At 32.4% G+C, this 19,974-nt stretch carries 17 protein-coding genes; 9 read left to right on the top strand and 8 right to left on the bottom strand.

The features are described 5' to 3' along the window. Positions 1-11: 11 nt before the first annotated feature. A complete protein-coding gene (gene arsC, locus ACY191_RS11115) occupies positions 12-413 on the top strand; it encodes an arsenate reductase (thioredoxin) (protein ID WP_107527811.1) in 402 nt (133 codons plus the stop codon). A 347-nt stretch (positions 414-760) separates the two neighbouring features. Here the strand turns inward: arsC and ACY191_RS11110 are convergent, their stop codons facing one another. Next, the gene (locus ACY191_RS11110) at positions 761-973 is read right to left on the bottom strand and encodes a TM2 domain-containing protein (protein WP_042739847.1); all 213 of its coding nucleotides are present in this window, start codon (positions 971-973) and stop codon (positions 761-763) included. A gap of 175 nt (positions 974-1,148) precedes the next feature. Between ACY191_RS11110 and ACY191_RS11105 the strand changes: the two genes are divergently transcribed. Further along, positions 1,149-1,703 (top strand): GNAT family N-acetyltransferase, encoded by a 555-nt coding sequence (locus ACY191_RS11105; RefSeq protein ID WP_042739848.1) that lies wholly within the window; start codon positions 1,149-1,151, stop codon positions 1,701-1,703. 105 nt (positions 1,704-1,808) lie between these two features. Here ACY191_RS11105 and ACY191_RS11100 read toward each other — a convergent pair whose 3' ends face one another. After that, on the bottom strand, positions 1,809-2,747 hold the full coding sequence (locus ACY191_RS11100) for a 1,4-dihydroxy-2-naphthoate polyprenyltransferase (protein WP_042739849.1): 939 nt from the start codon (positions 2,745-2,747) through the stop codon (positions 1,809-1,811). 186 nt (positions 2,748-2,933) lie between these two features. On the opposite strand from ACY191_RS11100, the gene ACY191_RS11095 reads away from it, so the two are divergent. From ACY191_RS11095 to ACY191_RS11075, 5 genes are all read left to right on the top strand, one after another. Beyond that, entirely contained in the window at positions 2,934-4,286 is a 1,353-nt protein-coding gene (locus ACY191_RS11095; RefSeq protein ID WP_042739850.1) for an isochorismate synthase, read from the top strand. Then, a complete protein-coding gene (gene menD / locus ACY191_RS11090) occupies positions 4,279-5,961 on the top strand; it encodes a 2-succinyl-5-enolpyruvyl-6-hydroxy-3-cyclohexene-1-carboxylic-acid synthase (protein ID WP_229367103.1) in 1,683 nt (560 codons plus the stop codon). The genes ACY191_RS11095 and menD overlap by 8 nt, the downstream gene beginning before the upstream one ends. Further along, positions 5,948-6,754: a 2-succinyl-6-hydroxy-2,4-cyclohexadiene-1-carboxylate synthase gene (menH, locus tag ACY191_RS11085; RefSeq protein WP_042739852.1), complete on the top strand. Its 807-nt coding sequence runs from the start codon at positions 5,948-5,950 to the stop codon at positions 6,752-6,754. Before menD ends, menH begins: the two co-directional genes overlap by 14 nt. After that, complete coding sequence (gene menB / locus ACY191_RS11080) at positions 6,747-7,565, top strand: 1,4-dihydroxy-2-naphthoyl-CoA synthase (RefSeq protein ID WP_042739853.1); 819 nt, start codon at positions 6,747-6,749, stop codon at positions 7,563-7,565. The genes menH and menB overlap by 8 nt, the downstream gene beginning before the upstream one ends. 205 nt (positions 7,566-7,770) lie before the next feature. Then, positions 7,771-8,220, top strand: a complete 450-nt coding sequence (locus ACY191_RS11075; RefSeq protein WP_042739854.1) for a MarR family winged helix-turn-helix transcriptional regulator — start codon at positions 7,771-7,773, stop codon at positions 8,218-8,220. Between the two features lie 112 nt (positions 8,221-8,332). Here the strand turns inward: ACY191_RS11075 and ACY191_RS11070 are convergent, their stop codons facing one another. Further along, positions 8,333-9,493 (bottom strand): aminotransferase class I/II-fold pyridoxal phosphate-dependent enzyme, encoded by a 1,161-nt coding sequence (locus tag ACY191_RS11070; RefSeq protein ID WP_229367104.1) that lies wholly within the window; start codon positions 9,491-9,493, stop codon positions 8,333-8,335. A 116-nt stretch (positions 9,494-9,609) separates the two neighbouring features. Next, entirely contained in the window at positions 9,610-10,614 is a 1,005-nt protein-coding gene (locus ACY191_RS11065; RefSeq protein ID WP_042739856.1) for an acyltransferase family protein, read from the bottom strand. 198 nt (positions 10,615-10,812) lie between these two features. On the opposite strand from ACY191_RS11065, the gene ACY191_RS11060 reads away from it, so the two are divergent. Continuing rightward, positions 10,813-11,232 carry a MarR family transcriptional regulator gene (locus ACY191_RS11060; RefSeq protein WP_042739857.1) on the top strand — a complete coding sequence of 140 codons (420 nt, stop codon included), beginning with the start codon at positions 10,813-10,815 and terminating at the stop codon, positions 11,230-11,232. Positions 11,233-11,344: 112 nt separating this feature from the next. Here the strand turns inward: ACY191_RS11060 and ACY191_RS11055 are convergent, their stop codons facing one another. The 4 genes from ACY191_RS11055 to ACY191_RS11040 form a co-directional block, all read right to left on the bottom strand. Continuing rightward, a complete protein-coding gene (locus ACY191_RS11055) occupies positions 11,345-15,412 on the bottom strand; it encodes a GW dipeptide domain-containing protein (RefSeq protein WP_229367105.1) in 4,068 nt (1,355 codons plus the stop codon). 228 nt (positions 15,413-15,640) lie between these two features. After that, complete coding sequence (locus tag ACY191_RS11050; RefSeq protein WP_042739858.1) at positions 15,641-16,066, bottom strand: GNAT family N-acetyltransferase; 426 nt, start codon at positions 16,064-16,066, stop codon at positions 15,641-15,643. A 63-nt stretch (positions 16,067-16,129) separates the two neighbouring features. Beyond that, positions 16,130-16,600: a DUF2538 family protein gene (locus tag ACY191_RS11045; RefSeq protein ID WP_042739859.1), complete on the bottom strand. Its 471-nt coding sequence runs from the start codon at positions 16,598-16,600 to the stop codon at positions 16,130-16,132. Between the two features lie 22 nt (positions 16,601-16,622). Further along, the gene (locus tag ACY191_RS11040) at positions 16,623-17,936 is read right to left on the bottom strand and encodes an LCP family protein (RefSeq protein ID WP_042739860.1); all 1,314 of its coding nucleotides are present in this window, start codon (positions 17,934-17,936) and stop codon (positions 16,623-16,625) included. Positions 17,937-18,295: 359 nt separating this feature from the next. Between ACY191_RS11040 and ACY191_RS11035 the strand changes: the two genes are divergently transcribed. Further along, positions 18,296-19,954, top strand: coding sequence for a phospho-sugar mutase (locus tag ACY191_RS11035; RefSeq protein ID WP_042739861.1), 1,659 nt, complete (start codon positions 18,296-18,298; stop codon positions 19,952-19,954). Positions 19,955-19,974: the final 20 nt, after the last annotated feature.

Raw genomic sequence — 19,974 nt, 5'->3', positions numbered from 1 at the left:
GGAGAAATAAAATGAATAAGAAAACGATCTATTTTATATGTACAGGTAATGCTTGTAGAAGTCAAATGGCAGAAGGATGGGCACATAAAATTTTAGGTGATAATTGGAATGTTTATTCTGCAGGAATTGAGACACATGGTGTTAATCCGAAAGCAGTAGAAGCTATGTTAGAGGTAGGTATCGATATTTCAAATCATACCTCGGATTTAATTGATAGTGAAATATTGAACCAGGCTGATTTAGTTGTTACGTTATGCAGTGATGCTGATAACAATTGTCCTGTATTACCTAAGCATGTGACTAAGCAGCATTGGGGATTTGATGATCCAGCTGGACAGGATTGGACAAAATTTCAAAGCGTACGTGATGAAATAGGAGATAGAATTCAACAATTCAAATTAGAAAATAGTTAGTATAGTGTTCAAATTGCATTTTAAATTAAAATTAGCTATCTTTTTAACTTAAATGTGTGTTTACTTATTAATTAGTTAGTTGCATATATAAATACAAAACACCGGATGAGACATTTATAGTGCCTCACTCGGTGTTTTTATGATTTATAATATATAATGGTTGGTTTATTTTTTACTTATTAAATTCTTTATCGCCTTTACTATATAACTTACAGCAATAGCTCTAAATACACGTTTGATAATATTTCCCATAGGTAGTACCCCCTTAACAATTATGCAATTTATTCAAAATGTTATATATAAAAGTACATACCCGTTTTTTGTTATTTTAACTAGTATATTATGATTTATTTTTCAAATGAAATTAAGCCATTATCATCAGCTTTTTTGAAAAATATAGTAATAATCCCACTTATAATTGCGATAATATATGGAATCCCTGTCCAAAAGAACACTAAATGGAGCATACCTTGTAACAATTGATTGGAATAAAATTTGTGAACGCCTATCCAGCCAAGAAAGAAGCATAATACAACATATATCACTTTGTTAACTTTCACGATCTCTTACCTCTCTTTGAATAATAATAAATAAATTATCTTATAAATTAGTATAAACAACAATTAAAAACTATTAAGTGTGAAAATTAGTGACATTGTAAGTAAGAACTTCGAATTTTAAAATAATTTCAGATATAATAATAGGTGATTAAATGTGTAAATGAGGAGAGCAATTATGATTAGAAAGGCACAACCTAAAGATAGACAACAGTTAGCGCAATTATGTTATATCATATGGGAAGAACTAGAAATTCCGTTGGTACGTCATGTGCAAAAGGAGCGTTTGTTGCAAATTATAGAGCGCAGTATGATTGAGGTACCTTATAGGGGACATATAGACAATATTTGGGTTTATGAAATAGATGGAGCAGTTGCAGGATGTTTAATTGCTTATCCAGGTGATAAGGAATTAGCATATGAAAATGCTTGGCTCGAGCTAGAATTGGATGAAGATGTCTCACGTTTGGGGACGCCAATGCCAACTAAAGAAGCAAGCGATGATGAGTGGTACATTGAAACAGTGGCAACATTTGCAGAATACAGAGGTCAAGGAGTTGCTACACAATTGATTAAACATGTAATCAATACAGCACCTGACCAAAAATGGAGTTTAAATTGTGATTTAAATAATTCTATTGCTTTGAGTGTATATAGTAAGTTGGGTTTTGCAAGTGAGCGTCAAATAGACTTGTATGGTCATATGCATCACCATATGATTTATACGCAATAATATAAAAGCAGCCGGCCTATTGACTAAAGGTACCGACTGCTAAATAACTCGTATTAAGTTGTTGTATCGCTTGTATTATGAGTTAAGTGAGATGGAACTCTAAAATTAAATACCACCCAGTAATGCGCTGATATAAATACCTAGTGCATATAAAACACCGAAAAATGTGTTGGTTTTACCTGTTGCTGCCATTGCAGGCATCATTGATTCTGGCGTGTCATATTTTTTGAAACGTCGAACAGCCTTTATTGGTAAAGGGAATGAAAGCAACGCTAATAAGAAGAAAATAGAGCCACCAGGTTTGAAAAATGTTATATAGATTACTAGAACATATGCGACGATATACATAAATGCTAAGAAATAAATCGAGAAGCGTTTGCCTAAAAGAATAGGTAACGTTTTACGACCGCTTTCTTTGTCTTTAACACGATCTCGGATATTATTGGCCATATTAATTAAACCAATCGTTATAACAATTGGAATACTGATCCAAATCGCTAAACTCTGAATATTTTCTGTTTGAATAAAGAATGAAATTAAAATAATAAACATACCCATAAACACACCAGAAAATAGTTCGCCGAATGGAGTCCATGAAATAGGGAATGGTCCACCCGTATATAAATAACCAACGGCCATACAAACGAGGCCAATAGGTAATAACCAGAATGAACTATTCATTGCAATGAATATACCTAGTAATGCGGCAATGATATAAAATGCAATAGCTAAATTCATTACACGCTTTGGCGTCATTCCGTTACGTACAATCGCACCACCGATTCCCACGGAAGTATGATCGTCTAGCCCTTTTTTGAAATCATAGTATTCATTAAACATATTAGTTGCCGCTTGAATTAATAAACAAGCAAGTAACATCGCTAAGAATAGACTAAGGCTGAGATGGTCCTCGCTGCCTAATAAGAAAATCTTTGCAGTAGCAGTACCTACGAGCACTGGAACGACAGCTGCTGTTAATGTATGTGGTCTCATCAAGTGCCAATATTTTTTGACAGTTGAATATTGTTGATATTGAGATGCCATAGTGTAAATACCTCTTATCCTTTAAATTAATAATATTTTATCAAATCAATTTTAATAGAAGATGTTATTTAGGTCAAATAACGTAAAATTAGTACAAACGAATTAAGCTCATATCCGTACACACATTGTGAAAAGTGGTACAATATTATAATGAGTGAAAACTGATAAATGAAAGAAGTGAAATAGATGACATTGGACGTCAAGGAAAGTGAAATTGTCGAAGCGGTATATGAGAGTAAGCATACTTGGGTTTCAGTTGAAGCAACATTGGACTATGAATTAGACCCGACTGAATTATTTCATATAACAGAAGATAGTGCAGGTGACCGTTTTTATTTTAGAAAAAATGACAACGAAACTTCATTCTTTGGCTATCATGCTATTAAGAGGTTTAAAAATGACTTTGAAAATAAACAGTCTATTTTCAGAGAATGGGAAAAATATAAAAATGACATTGCTTTAATACATCCGAGTTCTACAAAGCATCATCTTAAGATATGTGGAGGATTTCAATTTTCTTCTCATAAATCGGGAGATGAATGGCGTGAATTTGGTATCAATCACTTTATTTTACCTGAAGTGTTGGTAACAATGGAACACGGGAAATCATATATCACTTATACTGTTGAGACAGATAAATTTGAAATTGAAACATTTTTAGCAATTATTGAGAAATTAACTCAACCGAATATTTCACCAGATTTTGAACGTGGAGAGATTAAACGCATCGAAGATATATATAAAGATGAGTGGCGTGATTTAGTTAAAGATACAATCGATATTTTAGACGAAAATAAAAAAATTGTACTTGCGCGTAAGCGAATGATTCAATTTGATAAAGATATAAACATCCCCTATATATTAAAACAAGCAATACAAGGTGAACGAAATAGCTATTTATTTGTTCTGGAATCACAAGGAAGTGTATTTTTCTCACAAACTCCAGAACAATTAATGGAAGTGAATGACGATGTATTATCAACTAAAGCTGTTGCAGGGACGATTAAGCGCACGCATGAAGATGCAATCGATAAAGCAAATATTGATGCATTCTTAAATGATGAAAAGAACTTAAATGAACATCGTTTTGTTGTTGAAAGTATATTGCATGATATTAAACCATATGTTGAACATATTGAATTTAATAAAGAACCACAAATTTTAACTAATGATCATTTGTATCATTTATATACAAAAATCAAGGGACAATTAATTGATGAGTCGTATATTGGTTTGTTGGATAGTTTGCATCCAACCCCTGCGTTAGGTGGCTTTCCAAAGAAAGAAGCCATTGAGTATATTGAACAAAATGAATTCGGTACACGAGGTTTGTATGGCGCACCAGCTGGTTATATTGATATGTATGATAACTGTGAATTTATTGTCGCGATTCGTTCGATGCTTATTAAAAAGAACCAAGCTACATTATATGCTGGTTGCGGTATTGTATTTGATTCGGATGCCGATAGTGAAGTTGAAGAAACAGCGGTCAAATTTAATCCTATGATGAAGGCTTTAGGAGTCGATGATTATGAGTAAGCATATTGCAGCTTTAACCGATCAAGTATTTACTTTTGTTTCAGAATTATATGCATATGGTGTGCGAGAAGTAGTAATTAGTCCTGGATCACGCTCGACACCGCTAGCAATAGCAATTGAGGCGCATCCGTTAATGAAGTCTTGGGTTCATCCAGATGAACGTAGTGCGGCATTTTTTGCGCTTGGATTGATAAAGGGTAGTGAGAAACCTGTTGCGATTTTATGCACTTCTGGGAGTGCTGCTGCTAACTATACTGCAGCTGTCTCAGAGAGCCAATTAAGCCATTTGCCACTAATTGTATTAACGAGCGATCGTCCTCATGAGTTGAGAGGCATTGGGGCACCTCAAGCTATTAATCAAACGAATATGTTTGAGAACTTTGTTAACTATCAATTTGATTTACCAATAGCGGATTCAGGTGATACTGCTAATCATATGATTCAAACGATACAATTTCAAATGCAGAAGGCAAGTCAATATTTATTTGGACCACATCGAGGGCCAATTCATTTTAACTTACCATTTAGAGAGCCATTAACACCTGATTTAGACAAAGATTATTTATTAACAACTGAAACGAAACAATTACCGCATTATCAAAAAACGACTAGTTTAGATAACATTTTAAATATTGTACAAAAACGTAAAGGCTTGATTATTGTCGGTGATACACAACATCAAGATGTTACACAAGTCCTAACATATTCGACTATTCATGATGTGCCCATATTGGCTGATCCATTAAGTCAACTTAGAAAGGAACATCATCCGAATGTAGTTACAACGTATGACTTGTTGTATAGATCAGGTTTAGATGTTGATCCGGATTTCATTATTCGTGTTGGCAAGCCTGTGATTTCTAAAAAGTTAAATCAATGGTTGAAACAAACGGATGCATTTCAAATATTGGTACAAAATAATGATGTTCCAGATGCTTTTCCTATTCCACCTAGCATATCATTTGAAATGTCAGCCAATGACTTTTTTAGACAATTGTCTGAAACAGCGACAGTCGAACGTAAGCGTTGGTTAGAAAAATGGCAAACCCTTGAAAAGCAAGCTCAAGTTGAGGTTAAGGATTACATTAAATCTGCAACAGATGAGGCTGCCTTTGTAGGAAATGTATTAGATAAATTGACTAACGAAGACGCTTTATTTGTGAGTAATAGTATGCCTATTAGAGATATAGATAATTTATTTATGACTTGTGAAGCAAATATCTATGCTAATAGAGGAGCAAACGGTATAGATGGTGTGATATCAACGGCTTTAGGTATGGCAGTCCATAAAAAGACGACACTCTTAATAGGTGATTTGGCATTTTATCATGACATGAATGGCTTATTAATGTCTAAGTTAAATGATATAAGTCTAAATATTATTTTATTAAATAATGACGGTGGTGGCATCTTCTCTTATTTACCTCAGAAGGATGCAGCTGATCAGTATTTCGAACGTCTATTTGGAACGCCAACTGGTCTAAACTTTGAACATACGGCATTACTTTATGACTTTACATTTGAAAGGTTTGAAAGTATAGAGTCATTTAAATATGCTGCTCTCTCAAATTTTGGCGCACATATTTATGAAATTATAACGGATAGACAGGATAATTTAGAACAACATCAAAAATTATATAAAAAGTTGAGTGATATTATCAATGTTACATTATAAATTTCATCAATCACAACAAGATTCGAAAAAGCTATTAATTATGTTACATGGCTTCATAAGTGATCAGAGTACGTTTGATGAGCATTTAGAGACCATGTCAGAAGCTGTTAATATCTTGACCGTTGATTTACCAGGACATGGTCAAGATGCATCTGATAAAGATAAAGTGTGGGATTTTGACTTTATTTGTAATGAATTAAATGATACATTGGCAAATTTTACAGATTATCAAATATATTTGCACGGTTACTCAATGGGAGGCAGAATTGCACTGTATTATGCTTTAAATGGTGTAGTTAAGCTTCAAGGATTACTGTTGGAAAGTACTTCACCAGGATTACAAGAAGATGCAGCAAGAACAGAACGTCAGCAAGTTGATTTTGCTAGAGCCAAGGTACTGGATATTGCCGGATTAGAAATATTTGTAAATGATTGGGAAAAGTTACCATTATTTTATACACAATATGATTTAGATAAGGAACTAAAAAAACGTATTAGAAAGATGCGTTTAAGCCAAGACCCAAATCGTTTAGCCAAAGCATTGCGAGATTATGGCACAGGAGTAATGCCAAATTTATGGCCAATGATTTCACAAATTACAACACCTACTTGTATAATAGTTGGTGAATTAGATAAAAAGTTTTGTAAGATAGCTGAGTCTATGAAACAATTGATTCCACAGAGTGATATCTATGATATTTCTAAGAGTGGTCATACAGTTCATGTGGAACAACAGCAAGAATTTGATAAAATAGTATTAGGTTTTATTCATAAGGAGGAGCAAAATGACTAGACAGTGGGAAACATTAAAAGAATATAAAGAGATTAAATATGAATTTTTTGAAGGTATTGCAAAGGTTACGATTAATCGTCCTGAAAGAAGAAATGCCTTCACACCAAATACTGTACAAGAAATGATGGATGCATTTTCTAGAGCTAGAGATGATCAACGTATTTCAGTGATTATTTTAACTGGTGAAGGTGACAAAGCATTTTGTTCAGGTGGAGACCAAAAAGTGCGCGGCCATGGTGGCTATGTTGGTGACGACCAAATTCCTCGTTTAAACGTATTAGATTTACAAAGATTAATACGTGTTATACCAAAACCAGTCATTGCAATGGTAAGAGGTTACGCAATTGGTGGCGGTAACGTATTAAATGTTGTTTGTGATTTAACGATTGCTGCAGACAATGCAATCTTTGGTCAAACTGGACCAAAAGTGGGGTCATTTGATGCTGGGTATGGTTCTGGGTACTTAGCTCGAATCGTTGGCCATAAAAAAGCGCGTGAAATTTGGTATTTATGTCGCCAATATAATGCACAAGAAGCCTTAGATATGGGTCTTGTAAATACTGTTGTACCTTTAGCAGATGTTGAAGATGAAACAGTAAAATGGTGTCAAGATATCATGAAACATTCTCCAACTGCATTAAGATTCCTTAAAGCAGCAATGAATGCTGATACAGATGGATTAGCAGGTTTACAACAAATGGCTGGAGATGCAACATTACTATACTACACAACTGATGAAGCTAAAGAAGGTAGAGATGCCTTTAAAGAAAAACGCGATCCAGATTTCGATCAATTCCCTAAATTTCCATAATATTGAAAAAGATTAATCCATAACTGGATTAATCTTTTTTTATGATATATCAAAAATATATTAATTAATTTCTTAAATTAGACTTTGTAGGATTGAATTGCTTGTGTAAATTGAGTTTTATAAACTTCTTTTCCTATTTATTATTATATTTGACTAAATTTAAACTATATATTAATATTATAATAAAAGGATTGAGGAGAGAACAATGACATCAACTGTAGATAATAAAATGCGAAAAGAAATGTGTTATCTGTTTTATATAACTAGTAAAGAAGTTGTTAATCGTTTTAATAGATATTTAAAGCAGTATGATATTAGCTTTCCAAATTACATTGTATTACTATATATTGAAAATGATAAACCAATATATATTAAAACATTATGTGATGAATTATATCTAGACTCAGGTACAATTAGTCCTATAATTAAAAGACTAGAGAAGAAATCATTGATCAAACGTATGAGAAATGAAGATGATGAACGTAGAGTAAAGGTACAATTAACTGATAAAGGTATAGAATTAAAGGAACATTTTAACCAAATTAGTGAAGATGTAATTAGTCAGTTTAATATGAATGATGATGAGTCTTTTGCGTATCATGACATGTTAAGAAACTTTGCAGAGCGTAATATTTATAATATAGAAAAGAGATAAACAGATCGTGCATTTATTAAAAAGCATATACATATTAAAGACACCACATTTACGAATAATGTAAACATGGTGTCTTTTTGATTTATTGAAATGTTGTGCTGTTTAAAAATAATTACTTGTAATATTGATTAATATAACTTTCTAATCTACGCATACCTTCTTTTAACGCATCTAATTCATATGCATATGAGATACGAACATAGCCTTGTCCAATATCAGTAAACGAAGATCCAGGAACCATGGCAACATGTGCCTTTTCCAAGACATCTACACAAAAATCAAAGTCATTGTCAGTGAATTGCTTGATGCTAGGGAATATATAGAATGCGCCTTCAGGTTTTGCGTCTAATTCAAAGCCTAATGCTTCAAGACGTTCGATTAAATAGTCACGACGTTCAATATATGCTTCATTCATATATTGTGGCGCTTCTAGTCCTTCGTTTAAAGCAGCAATGCATGCTATTTGAGCAGGCACATTTGCACAAATACAATTATATGCGTGCATAAATGTTAGCTTTTCAATTAAATATTCTGGGCCAATTAAAAAGCCTATACGAATACCTGTTGCTGAGTGTGACTTACTCAGGCCACCAATTAATAATAATTGGTCGCGTAATTGGGTGAATTGAGCAAATGATGTATGTTCTCCAGAAAATGTATTTTCAGCATAAATTTCATCACTAATTATAAATATTTCCTTGTCTTGTAAGGACTGAGCTAAAGCTTCCACTTCATTATAACTTAATGTGACACCAGTTGGATTGGTTGGATAATTTAGCAAAATGGCTTTTGTATTTTGGGTTATATGTGATTCTATTAATTCTGGAGTTAATTTGAAGCTACTTTCCGTAGTATCAATAAAGACCGGAATACCGCCTAAAGTTTGAATTAATGGTATGTAACCAGCATATACAGGACCAGGAATTAAAATTTCATCCCCTTGATTTATAATGCTTCTTAATGCCGTATCTAAAGCTTCACTAGCACCATTTGTAATAATTATTTCCTCTGAATCATATGTAAAATGATAACGTTGTTCGAAATATTTACTAACACTCGTTCGAGTTTCTAGTAATCCTTTATTGTGCGAATAAGTCGTCTTATTCTCTTTAATTGCATTAATATAGGCATCCTTAACTACTTTTGGCATTGGAAAGTCAGGTTGGCCAATGGTTAAGTTAATACAATCATCGATATGTTTCATGCGATTTGAGAATTGACGTATACTTGGTGCCTTTAAAAATTTTGAGTTTTCATTTAAAGATAATTTCATTTATATTCCACCTCAAGAAAAAATACCGAATTGTAATCATATGTATGATTGTCGATACATTGTAAAGTATATCTATCATAACATATTTGAAATAATTACAATTCAGTATTTTAAAATTAACCCTTAAAGTTAGAAGGGGATTGTAAATTGATTATTGGGTTCGTCCATTTTGTTACAAACCGCGTAGATAATATAAAAACTATAAGTGTTGTAACTAAGACTAAATATACATAAGTAAGTGTTGAAATATCATCTTTAAATGGATATATTTTGTATCCACGTAGAACGCCTATAACTAAACCATGTAGTAAGTAAATATACATGGTTCTTTTACCTATGTATGTAAAGAATCTTTTTGTTTTAGGTACTAATATTAAAAATGAAAACATTGTAATTAATATTACAAAGTATAAAAGCAATCTTTTAACTGGACTATATAAATCTTGCTTACCTTCCAAAGAGATATATGGTGAATCTCCGAGTAACCAATCAGAATTGATAGGGTGAAGGTAATAAATTGTAAAGAACCCAGCCAATACAAGTAACGCTATTGGTATGAATTTTTTATTTCTAAATAGTTTAGTATGTTCAAATTTAAATAAGTAGCCCAAATAGAAAATTGGGAAGAACATAATTGTTCTTGAAAAACTCAAATACGTATCAATATCGTCTGAGTATCCGGCAAATAGAGATACAATAATTGCTATCGGTAAAACAATGTATGATTTATATTCCTTTACTATTACTAAAATAACATGGAAGAAAAATAGTGTGAGCAAGAACCATAATGCAAATACTGGATCAAATGGATCCATACTAACACTGTCTTCTTTGCCAGTTAAAAAGTAATATATCGAAAAGAATGCAAAGAATATAAAGTATGGAATTAATAGTTTTTTTGATACTTTTTCAATATATCTACCTTCACCAGCTTTTTTGGCAAAGTATCCTGATATAAATAAAAAACCAGGCATATGGAAGCTATATATTGTCAGATATAAAGATGATAAAAAACGACTTTCACCAGAATATGGTTGTAATAAATGACCGAATACGACGAGGAAAATCAATAACGCTCTTGCATTGTCAAAGAAGTAATCCCTGTTTTTTAATTGATTCATCATGATTCTCCTTTTGTTTACTCTGTAGAAATTAAATACTACTGTTACTAATTTATTATAAAATGAATGGGTTATGCAACGAAATAGGTCACATTGTAGATTTTTATTGTATATATACCCGAATAACATTATAATATTATAGAATAAAATAATTAAATATATAGATAGATAACAACTAAATAGTGGAGATGAAACAACATGTATAAACAGCTAGAACAATTAATCACATTAACAAGCAATGATTTAAACTTGGTAAGTAGACGCTTTGGTCAGCGTACAGATTTAACATCAGAGCAATTAGAAATGTTAAGAATCTTATATAGTTATGATGTATTATCGCAATATGATCTTACGATGAAAATTAACAAAGAACAATCCATTGTATCGAGATGGATAAAGAAGTTATGTAATATGGGTTATATTACTAGTAAACAATCAAGTCGTGATTTAAGATGTAAAGATTTAACGTTAACGGATGAAGCTAAAGCATTAGTACGACAAATCAATGAAGTACGCGTTGCTTTAATAGAAGCACGTTGTCAAAACTTAACAGCAGTGGATATAGAAAATTTAAATGCATTACTCAATAAGTTAAATGTCCATCATGCTCATATTTAGTTGATCTATTTGTAATAAGTCTTAAATTAAAAATTAAAGAGAACATGTATCCTACTACAAGGATACATGTTCTCTTTATTTAGTTTGTCATAAATTTTATGAAATTGAAGCTTTATTTATAAGTGTTTACATCAAAGTATTTACCTACTTTGTCCATTGAATCATAGAATGATTTAATTCTTGTAGCATTATGTTTGGCCCAAGCAACGTCTGTTGCATATTGGTGTACACCAGGATTATCAGGGTTCCAACGCATTTTATATAATGTGTTTTGTCCTTGATTGATATAAGAGCTTGCGATAAATTGTGCACCACCGACAATCGCTTTCTTAACTGAGTCCCAACCGTTATTTTTAGCAGTAATAAAGCCTTGCTTAACAGCATCGTGATCAACAGCGCCAATACCAAACATATTATAATATTTAGTAGGTTGGTTTGTAACTACTTTATTATTCACGACGTTGCCACCATTAGCTAGGGTAGATGTGCCGTTACCAGTTTCTAATAAGGCATGTGAAATTAAATACACTTCATTGATATTATTTTCTTTAGCAGCTTGACTAAATGCAGCACCTTGACCTTCTAAGATACCTTTACCAACTAATAGTTTATTTAAATCTGTTGCATTAATATTTTGAGCTTTATCTAAACGTAAGAATTGGTATTTTTGAGTTGCATCTTTAACTAATTTGTTTGAATCCATCGCTGATTTGATTTCAGCAGAAGTTGCATCTTCCCATTTACCTGGTATGCGTTGGATTTGTGGTTTTGTATTTAGACCTTTTTGTAGCGCAACAGCTTGATCTAAAGTCATTCCAGTTGCATAGTATTTTACAAGTTCTTTGCGTAAATCAGCTGCTTTAATCCATACCGTTTTACCATTCGATAACTTACCATGATACCAAGTAATACCATTAATTGTTTGTTGTTCAAATACATCAAAGATACCTTCATAGAAGTCTCTTAATGAACCAGCACCTTTAGTAGCAGTAGGGTCTAAGTAATATTGGCCATTTTCATTATAGATAATGTAGTCATATTTGAGTGGTGTAGGGTTGCTTTGAGTTGTTGCTTGGTTTAAATCTTTAGCAGCAATCCAGCCTGTCTTGTTGTTTACATTTCCATAAATATATTCATCTTTATCAACAAATAATGATTTCGATGCATTAAATTTATTGTTACCAACTTTGTTTAAAGTATCAATTTGTTGTGCCTTTGTACCCCAAGGAATCGCATATAGACCATTGTTTGTAGGTTTAATTGTATATTGACCTTTTTTAGCTTCTGCCTTAGTTAAATTACGCGTATTAATATCTTTAGTGTTAACCCAACCGATAGGTGTTTTTTGGTTTGTATTCTGAATTAATACATACGTATTATCGCCTTGAGTACGTTGCTTTGAAATCGTGTATGTCTTACCTGAGAATTTAGAAGCATCTTTACCTTGCTCATCAAATACTGTTGTCTTGATTCCAGAATTTTGCGTATTTAATTGACCAATTTTGCTTACATTTGTTGTTTTATTTACAGTGTTGTTTGCTTTTGTAGCTTCTTTAACTTGGATATCTTTAGTAAGCATCCAACCCATATTTGTATTCGTCTTATTATCTGTAATTAAGTAAAATTGTTTACTACCTAGTGCAGCTTTTTTACTTAGTTTAAATGTTTTACCATTAACGTATGATTTTTGTACACCTTGCTTATCATAAACAGATGTATAAACACCGCTATTTGTTTTATTAACTGTACCTTGTTGGTTTGTTAGGTTAGTTACAACTAATTTATTTGTATCAGTAGAAGGGGTTGTAGTACTGTTTGATGTTAATTTACTTAAACTTACCCATCCAGATACTTTATTAACTGTGCCATAAAGGTAGTTTGTTTTGCCAATTTGTTGTTGTTTCGTTGCTTTAAATGTTTGTGCAGATTTACCAGATACTGTGCCTACCTTTTGTGAACTTGTTCCCCAAGGTACGCTGTAAAGAACTTCGCCTGGTTTTATCTTGTAGCTCTTATTAATTTTAGCAACTGATTTTGCAGTGTTATAATTCACATCATTTTGTTTAACCCAACCAATTAAATTACCTTTATTATAATCTGATACTAAATAGTATTTTTCTTGGCCTAGAGTAGCTGTTTTTGTAACTTTTAAGGTTTGGTTTGTACGGTTTGTTGCTTTACCATTTTTGTCATATACAGTTGTGTAGACGCCATTGTTTTTACTATTGATACGTCCTACACCGCTATTTGTCTTAACGGATAATTGTCCTGTTTTAGGTGTGTCATCTGTGTTCGTACTACCACTATTATTTGATGATGTAGTACCCCAATCCGCAGCTTGACCAGTTTGGATTAAATACTTTTCATATATTAAATCATATAATTCATCATAACTGTAATTGTGCGCTGCTAAATAACCATGAGGGTCACTGTGATCCGTGCCACCTAAATAAGTACTTACAGCTTTGTGTGTCCACACTGTTCCAGCACCATCATATTCAGCGCTATCAGGTTTCAAACCATAGTAACGTAAATTAGTTGCGGCATAATCAGCATAGTTATTGATAGAGCGTGCAAATGAATCATAATCATGTGTGTGTACTAATTCAACATGAATGAAACGTTCGTTAGCAGGAGCACCTGCACCCCAAGCTAAATAATCTGTATTCGCAGTTTCAATAATTCTATTACCGTCAACATACGCATGAACGAAAGCACTATTGTAATTATTCTTCATATAGTTAACTTCGCCAGTAATTGTTGAATTATCATTTGCTGTATCATGCATAACGATTCCTTCAGGTTTACCATAGCGATAGTTATATTGTGGTAAATAACTAGCAATATCTTGTTCATAATTTGGTGCCGTAAAGTTATTTTTACGGATATAATTATTGATTGATGAATTGACTTGTGGTGTATATCTTTGCAATGTTGACTTAGTAGTTGCTTCTTTTTTAACTGCAGCACGTGTAGTTGTAGCTTGTGAAGTATTCGCAGTGTAATTAGCAGTTCTTAACATAGGTGTTACATCAGATGTAGTGTCTTCATCTGTGTCGTTGTTTGATGCTACTGCTACCTTTCTTGCAACTGGTTCAGTAGTTGTAGTTTGCTCATTTGACTCTAAAGCATTGTCTGTTGAATCTGATTTAGTAGCTACTGCAACAGCGCCATCTTCATGATTAGTTTCTAATGCACTGTTGTTATCATTAGTGTCTTGAGTTGAAGCTGTTGAATCAGCACTATCTTTAACTTGATTCGCGTTTACTGTTGAATCACTAGAAATTTGCTCATCAGTAGTATTATCATCTTGTTTCTTTGCTGATGTATCCTCTTCATTATCATCTGATTTCACTTCATTTGTTGAAGTAGAAGCTTGATCAGAATTAGCATCACTCTCTTGTGTTGCAACATTACTGTTTGATGTAGTTGGAGCTTCGTCTTGTTGTGTTGCTTCAACATTAGTGTTATTTGTATCAAGTTGTGCTGACTGTTCAGTTGTATCTTCAGTACTTTGTTGTTCATTAACTGAGCTTTCTGAAGTATTGCTGTTAGTTGTCGCATCTTCAGTTGCATTTGAGTCTTGAGACTTCATATCTTGAGATTCAGCAGATGAAGTCTCTTGAGTGGTTGTATGATCAGCTGTTGTTTCATCTTTAGAAGACATATCTTCTTGAGTTGAGCTTTCATCGTTAACTTTAGAATTTTGTTGATCAGTTGTTGTTTCATCTTTAGAAGACATATCTTCTTGAGTTGAGCTCTCGTCGTTAGCTTCAGAATTTTGTTGATCAGCTGTCGCATCTGATTGTTGAGTTGTAACAGCATCAGTTTCTGAATTTGAAGCTGTTTCATTTGTGTATGTATTTGCTTCTTCTGTTGAGTCGCTGTTTAAATCATCTAGAAGTGCATCATAATTAGATACTTGATCAGCATCTTGTGACTTAACTTGCGTAGGGTCTTGGTAGGCCTGTGTTCCAGAAATATTAGTTGTTGGTTTACTAATTTCTGCTTGAATTTGCTTACCTTGTTGTTGAGTTTGCTCATCGTTTAACACATTTTTATTTTTTGTTTGATCTTGTGTATTTTCTGCTGCATGAGCATGATGAGTTGTCAAAGCAGTACCTGCAAACGTAAGTGCTACAATTGATGGTACTTTATAAGTAAACTTTTTATTAATCATTAAACTGCCCCTTTAACAAAATTATTTAGTGTCATTATAATACGTCTAAAGTATGAGTTGTTTAATTTCATCATTTTGTAATATAAAATTAATCTTATTCAATGTCGGATAATTAAGAAAATATTAATTAAAGCGTTATAACGCTTTAATAATATATTGTTATAAAATTACACTATATTAAATATTACAAATGATAAATGAAGTTTAAATGTAATTCTTAGATTAAGTTTATTTTATAGATTTTTTCATGGCGATATGTTCAATACCTTCTTCCAAAAATACTGAACCATATGAAAGATAACCTATTGATTCATAAAATGCTTGAGCGTGACATTGTGCATTAAGTTTAACTGTATCGTAACCTTCATCAACAGTGGCATGTTCTATGGCTTGCATGAGTTGTTTGCCATACCCGTGTTTACGGTACTGCTTTAGAATAGCTACACGTTCTATCTTCGCCACATTATCTACATTTCTAAAGCGAGCTGTCGCAAAAGGGGTTCCGTGTTGGTCGTATCCAATAATATGTGTGGCGATGGTTTCAAATTCATCTATTTCATTATCAATAGGTACGCCTTGTTCTTCTACAAAAACCTCTTTTCTAATGTCTAACGCATCATTCATCATTTTCTCGTTTCTTACAATTTCAAACATATTTTTATCTCCTGACTTGTGATTATTAAAAAAACCCTACCGTTTATACGATAGGGTAGTAGCTTACTGTGCATTTTTTCTAACGATTGCAGTATATTGCCAAAAAATACGCATTTGTGCAATATTCCAATTATTCATTCCCATTGTATAACCTGATGGTTTGAAAAGATGGACATCTGTTACTTCTAAAGCAGCTGCAATTAAATATTGGATAGGTATACTGATTTGTTTCATTGTTTCTGTAATACCGTTTTGATCATAAACCCATGTAAATGGCAATTCAGATTCAAACACATCTACTTTATCAAATATTTCTGGAAGGGCAACAATATAACATGCACCGTCAACAACTGGATTTTCATCACTATCTTTATAGTAAATACGCAATGCTTCATAATTTTCACGATGTTCATGGTTTACATAGAAAAATTCATTTCTAAATAATGCCATATCTTTACTGTGAATCAATTGTTGTTCTAAAACATTGAACATCCCATTAACGTGTGCAAGTTTTTCATATGTTTTTCGCGACATCATTTGAGCTCCTTTCTACAGATTAATATTGGTTAGTAGGCACGTCTCCGGTAGGCGCTTGTTGTGAAGGTTCTGCGGATGGTGCCTGTTGTTGATTTACATCATTTTGCTGTTGTTGGTTAGCGTCTTGTTGTTGGTCAACGTCACTTTGTTGAGAATTTGATTGATCTTGACTTGAGTCATATTGTTGGCTGGTATTGTCTTGTGTTGAATCAGGCGACTCAGTAGAATTATTTTGTTCGGTAGATGTTGAATCTTGTTGATTGTCACTATCATCTGAGCTATCGTTTTGATTTTTACGCAATAAGCTCTTATCAATTTCTGTCTGTGGTACGAGTGTACCATAAAAATCTTTCACACGTTTATTTAAAAAGTCATCTTTATCTTTAATTTTTGGTAAACCTAAGTCTTTTCTTAATAAGTTGGATGTACTCATAATACTTTTAAGGCTAGGATTATAATAATAAATACCATCTAAATAATCATCTTCACCTTTAAGTTGCTTACTTTTAATATCGATATCATTTTGTAAATATTTAGTTGCTAATGCCTTTACTTCTTTGGAACTAAAATTGTGCTTCGAATTATCTCCGACGATTTGAATGACATCGTCTAATTTATCAAATGAATCTAATTTTTGAGCTTTTGCGAATAATATCTTCAATAAGTCCATTTGTCTTTGACCACGTTTTAAATCAGAGTCATGGTGTCTTGTTCTAGCTACAGCTAGCGCTTGATCACCATTTAATTTTTGGTAGCCTTTCTTGACTTTAATCTTTCCTGTATCATTCGTGTTTGGTTCATTTATATCGTAGGGTACTTTATAGTAAATACCACCAAGTTCATTGACTGCATCTACGAATGCTTCCATATTAATTCTAACGTAATAATCAACTGGAACGTTTAGTGTTGCTTCTACTGAGTCCATTGAAGCAGTAGGGCCACCGTATGCGTGCGCGTGTGTAATTTTATCGTAGAATCCGACTTTTGGAATATAACTAATTGTGTCTCGAGGAATGCTTAGCATTCTGATTTGGTTTTTATCTGCATTAAAAGTGGATAAAATCATTGCGTCTGTTCTTGAATGTTCAGTAGTTTGCCCATTTTTCTCACGCCCACTATTTTCATCGATACCTAAAAATAAAATAGAAACCGGGTCTTTTGAAGGATTCACCTTTTCGCTACGAATATTGGATTGTCGCGAAGAATCTCCATTGTTAAATGAATTTTCAAAAGCACCTTGGGATGATTTTAATAAAATAACAGCAAATATTACTGGAACAACTACAAGAATTAAAGATAGAAATATTAAAAAATATTTAAAAAATTTATTCATGTTTGAAGCTCCCCATGCATATGATTTGTACATATTACTATATTTTTCTGAAAGTTATAGTTCTTTTTAACTTTGTTAAATTATTGTAAAGAAGAAAATGTACTATAACTTATAATTTTATAACTAACATTAAAAAAATTCAACTAAGAATATAGTCGTAAATTTAAGGAATTTTGTTTAAGTTAAAAAATAGGGGTAAACAATAATTTTGCACAACTAAGATTTATTGTTAAATAATTGATGGCACGTCTGAAAAATGATTTCTTTAAAGACATACGATATAATGATAAATATATTAATATTAAAATATGAAAATTATTATTAACCTTGTGTGATTGATATAAGGAGGAACTCAGAGAATGAAACAACTATGGTTAGATAAATTAGATGAGAGTTTAGTTAAACCATTTTATAATGAACAAACTGAAACAGAAAGAGCTGCAGCATTTGAAGGTGACTTAACGTTTGGTACTGCTGGCATAAGAAGTACATTTGGATTAGGTCCTGCTAGACTTAATGCATTTACAGTGCGTAAAGTTGCTTTGGGACTTGCACAGTACTTAAATGAGCAGGTAACAGGTGCGAATGTAGTCATTCACTTTGATACTAGATTATTATCTAAGGCATTTTCACAAGAAATGGCCAGTGTCTTAGCTCAGAATGGTGTAACGCCAATATTAGCAAAAGATTATAAGTCAACGCCTGAATTATCATTTGCAGTTAGACATTTAAAGGCTGATGCAGGCGTAATGATTACAGCGAGCCATAATCCTAAAAATTATAATGGTATTAAAATATATGACGCAAAAGGTGGCCAGTTGTTACCGGAACAATCAGAAGAACTCAGCTCATACATAAATCGTATACAATCTCCTTTAGAAATTGAAAAAGGTGACTTCGAACAACAAGTCGAGCAAGAGCAAATTTTATATATTAATGAAGATTTGACCAATGCCTATAAAGAAAATGTAAAGCAACTTGTTGGTTCAATCGATATTAAAGATTCTAAAGTTGTTTTAACCAGTCTACATGGTACAAGTTTACCAGTTGTATCCGAGATATTATCAGAACTTGAATACAATAATTATGTTATAGAGACAGAACAATCGTTACCGGATGGTAATTTTCCAACTGTTGCAATTGCGAATCCTGAAGATGAAGCAGCGTTTGAGCGTGGTTTAGCATTGGCAAATGAAACTGATGCACAAATGATTATTGCAACAGATCCAGATGCTGATCGCCTTGGATTTATTGAACGATATGATAATCATAATTATCGTTATTTCAATGGTAATGAAATTGGCTTGTTATTAATGAAATTAAGATTTCAAGATTTAGCTGATGCAAACAAGTCTCAATTTATTATTAAATCAATAGTTACAAGTGAATTAGCAGAGAGATTAGCGCTTGCATTAGATGTTGAAGTAAATAATGTCTTAACTGGCTTTAAATTTATATCTCATCTTTTAGAAGAGAAGGAAAATAAAAATGAACAACAACTATTACTAGCATTTGAAGAAAGTCATGGTTACTTAGCACAAACGATTTCAAGAGATAAAGATGCAATTCAGATTGTACCTCTATTAATTAAGTATAAGAATTTGCTTGCTAATAATGGTTTGACATTCAAAGATGAGATGGAAGATATTTATAAAAATATTGGTGCATTTAAGGATAGAACACTGGCGCCATCTTTTGAAGGGACAGAAGGTGTCGAAAAAATTAATCGTATTATGAATTACTTTAGAAGTAATGAACTTTCAACTTTATGTGGTTTAGAAGTTAAAAAGGTTGAAGATTATGAATCAGGATATTTAACAGATAAAGTAAAGGGAACAACAGAATCATTAACACTTCCTAAAGCTAATTTAATCAGATTTGTTTTTGATGAAGGATTCATTGCATTAAGACCATCAGGTACAGAACCAAAAATGAAAATTTATTTCTCTTTAAATGTAGAAGATATCGATAAAATATCAACTGAATTTGTGAATCAATATATTGATTCAATAAAATAAGACGTATAGAGGCAACATGA

The organism is Staphylococcus sp. TCBT05 (assembly GCF_055179755.1).
Note: the sequence above shows the minus strand (reverse complement) of the source record. Positions and strands in the feature narration are given on the sequence as shown.

What these genes read in the sequence shown, in the direction of transcription:
- menD (WP_229367103.1), top strand. Translation starts at nt 4,279, where the DNA reads ATGAGTAAGCATATTGCAGCTTTAACCGATCAAGTATTTACTTTTGTT.
- ACY191_RS11035 (WP_042739861.1), top strand. Translation starts at nt 18,296, where the DNA reads ATGAAACAACTATGGTTAGATAAATTAGATGAGAGTTTAGTTAAACCA.
- menH (WP_042739852.1), top strand. Translation starts at nt 5,948, where the DNA reads ATGTTACATTATAAATTTCATCAATCACAACAAGATTCGAAAAAGCTA.
- ACY191_RS11065 (WP_042739856.1), bottom strand. Translation starts at nt 10,614, where the DNA reads ATGAATCAATTAAAAAACAGGGATTACTTCTTTGACAATGCAAGAGCG.
- ACY191_RS11075 (WP_042739854.1), top strand. Translation starts at nt 7,771, where the DNA reads ATGACATCAACTGTAGATAATAAAATGCGAAAAGAAATGTGTTATCTG.
- ACY191_RS11045 (WP_042739859.1), bottom strand. Translation starts at nt 16,600, where the DNA reads ATGTCGCGAAAAACATATGAAAAACTTGCACACGTTAATGGGATGTTC.
- ACY191_RS11055 (WP_229367105.1), bottom strand. Translation starts at nt 15,412, where the DNA reads ATGATTAATAAAAAGTTTACTTATAAAGTACCATCAATTGTAGCACTT.
- ACY191_RS11070 (WP_229367104.1), bottom strand. Translation starts at nt 9,493, where the DNA reads ATGAAATTATCTTTAAATGAAAACTCAAAATTTTTAAAGGCACCAAGT.
- ACY191_RS11060 (WP_042739857.1), top strand. Translation starts at nt 10,813, where the DNA reads ATGTATAAACAGCTAGAACAATTAATCACATTAACAAGCAATGATTTA.
- arsC (WP_107527811.1), top strand. Translation starts at nt 12, where the DNA reads ATGAATAAGAAAACGATCTATTTTATATGTACAGGTAATGCTTGTAGA.
- ACY191_RS11105 (WP_042739848.1), top strand. Translation starts at nt 1,149, where the DNA reads ATGATTAGAAAGGCACAACCTAAAGATAGACAACAGTTAGCGCAATTA.
- ACY191_RS11050 (WP_042739858.1), bottom strand. Translation starts at nt 16,066, where the DNA reads ATGTTTGAAATTGTAAGAAACGAGAAAATGATGAATGATGCGTTAGAC.
- ACY191_RS11095 (WP_042739850.1), top strand. Translation starts at nt 2,934, where the DNA reads ATGACATTGGACGTCAAGGAAAGTGAAATTGTCGAAGCGGTATATGAG.
- ACY191_RS11100 (WP_042739849.1), bottom strand. Translation starts at nt 2,747, where the DNA reads ATGGCATCTCAATATCAACAATATTCAACTGTCAAAAAATATTGGCAC.
- menB (WP_042739853.1), top strand. Translation starts at nt 6,747, where the DNA reads ATGACTAGACAGTGGGAAACATTAAAAGAATATAAAGAGATTAAATAT.
- ACY191_RS11040 (WP_042739860.1), bottom strand. Translation starts at nt 17,936, where the DNA reads ATGAATAAATTTTTTAAATATTTTTTAATATTTCTATCTTTAATTCTT.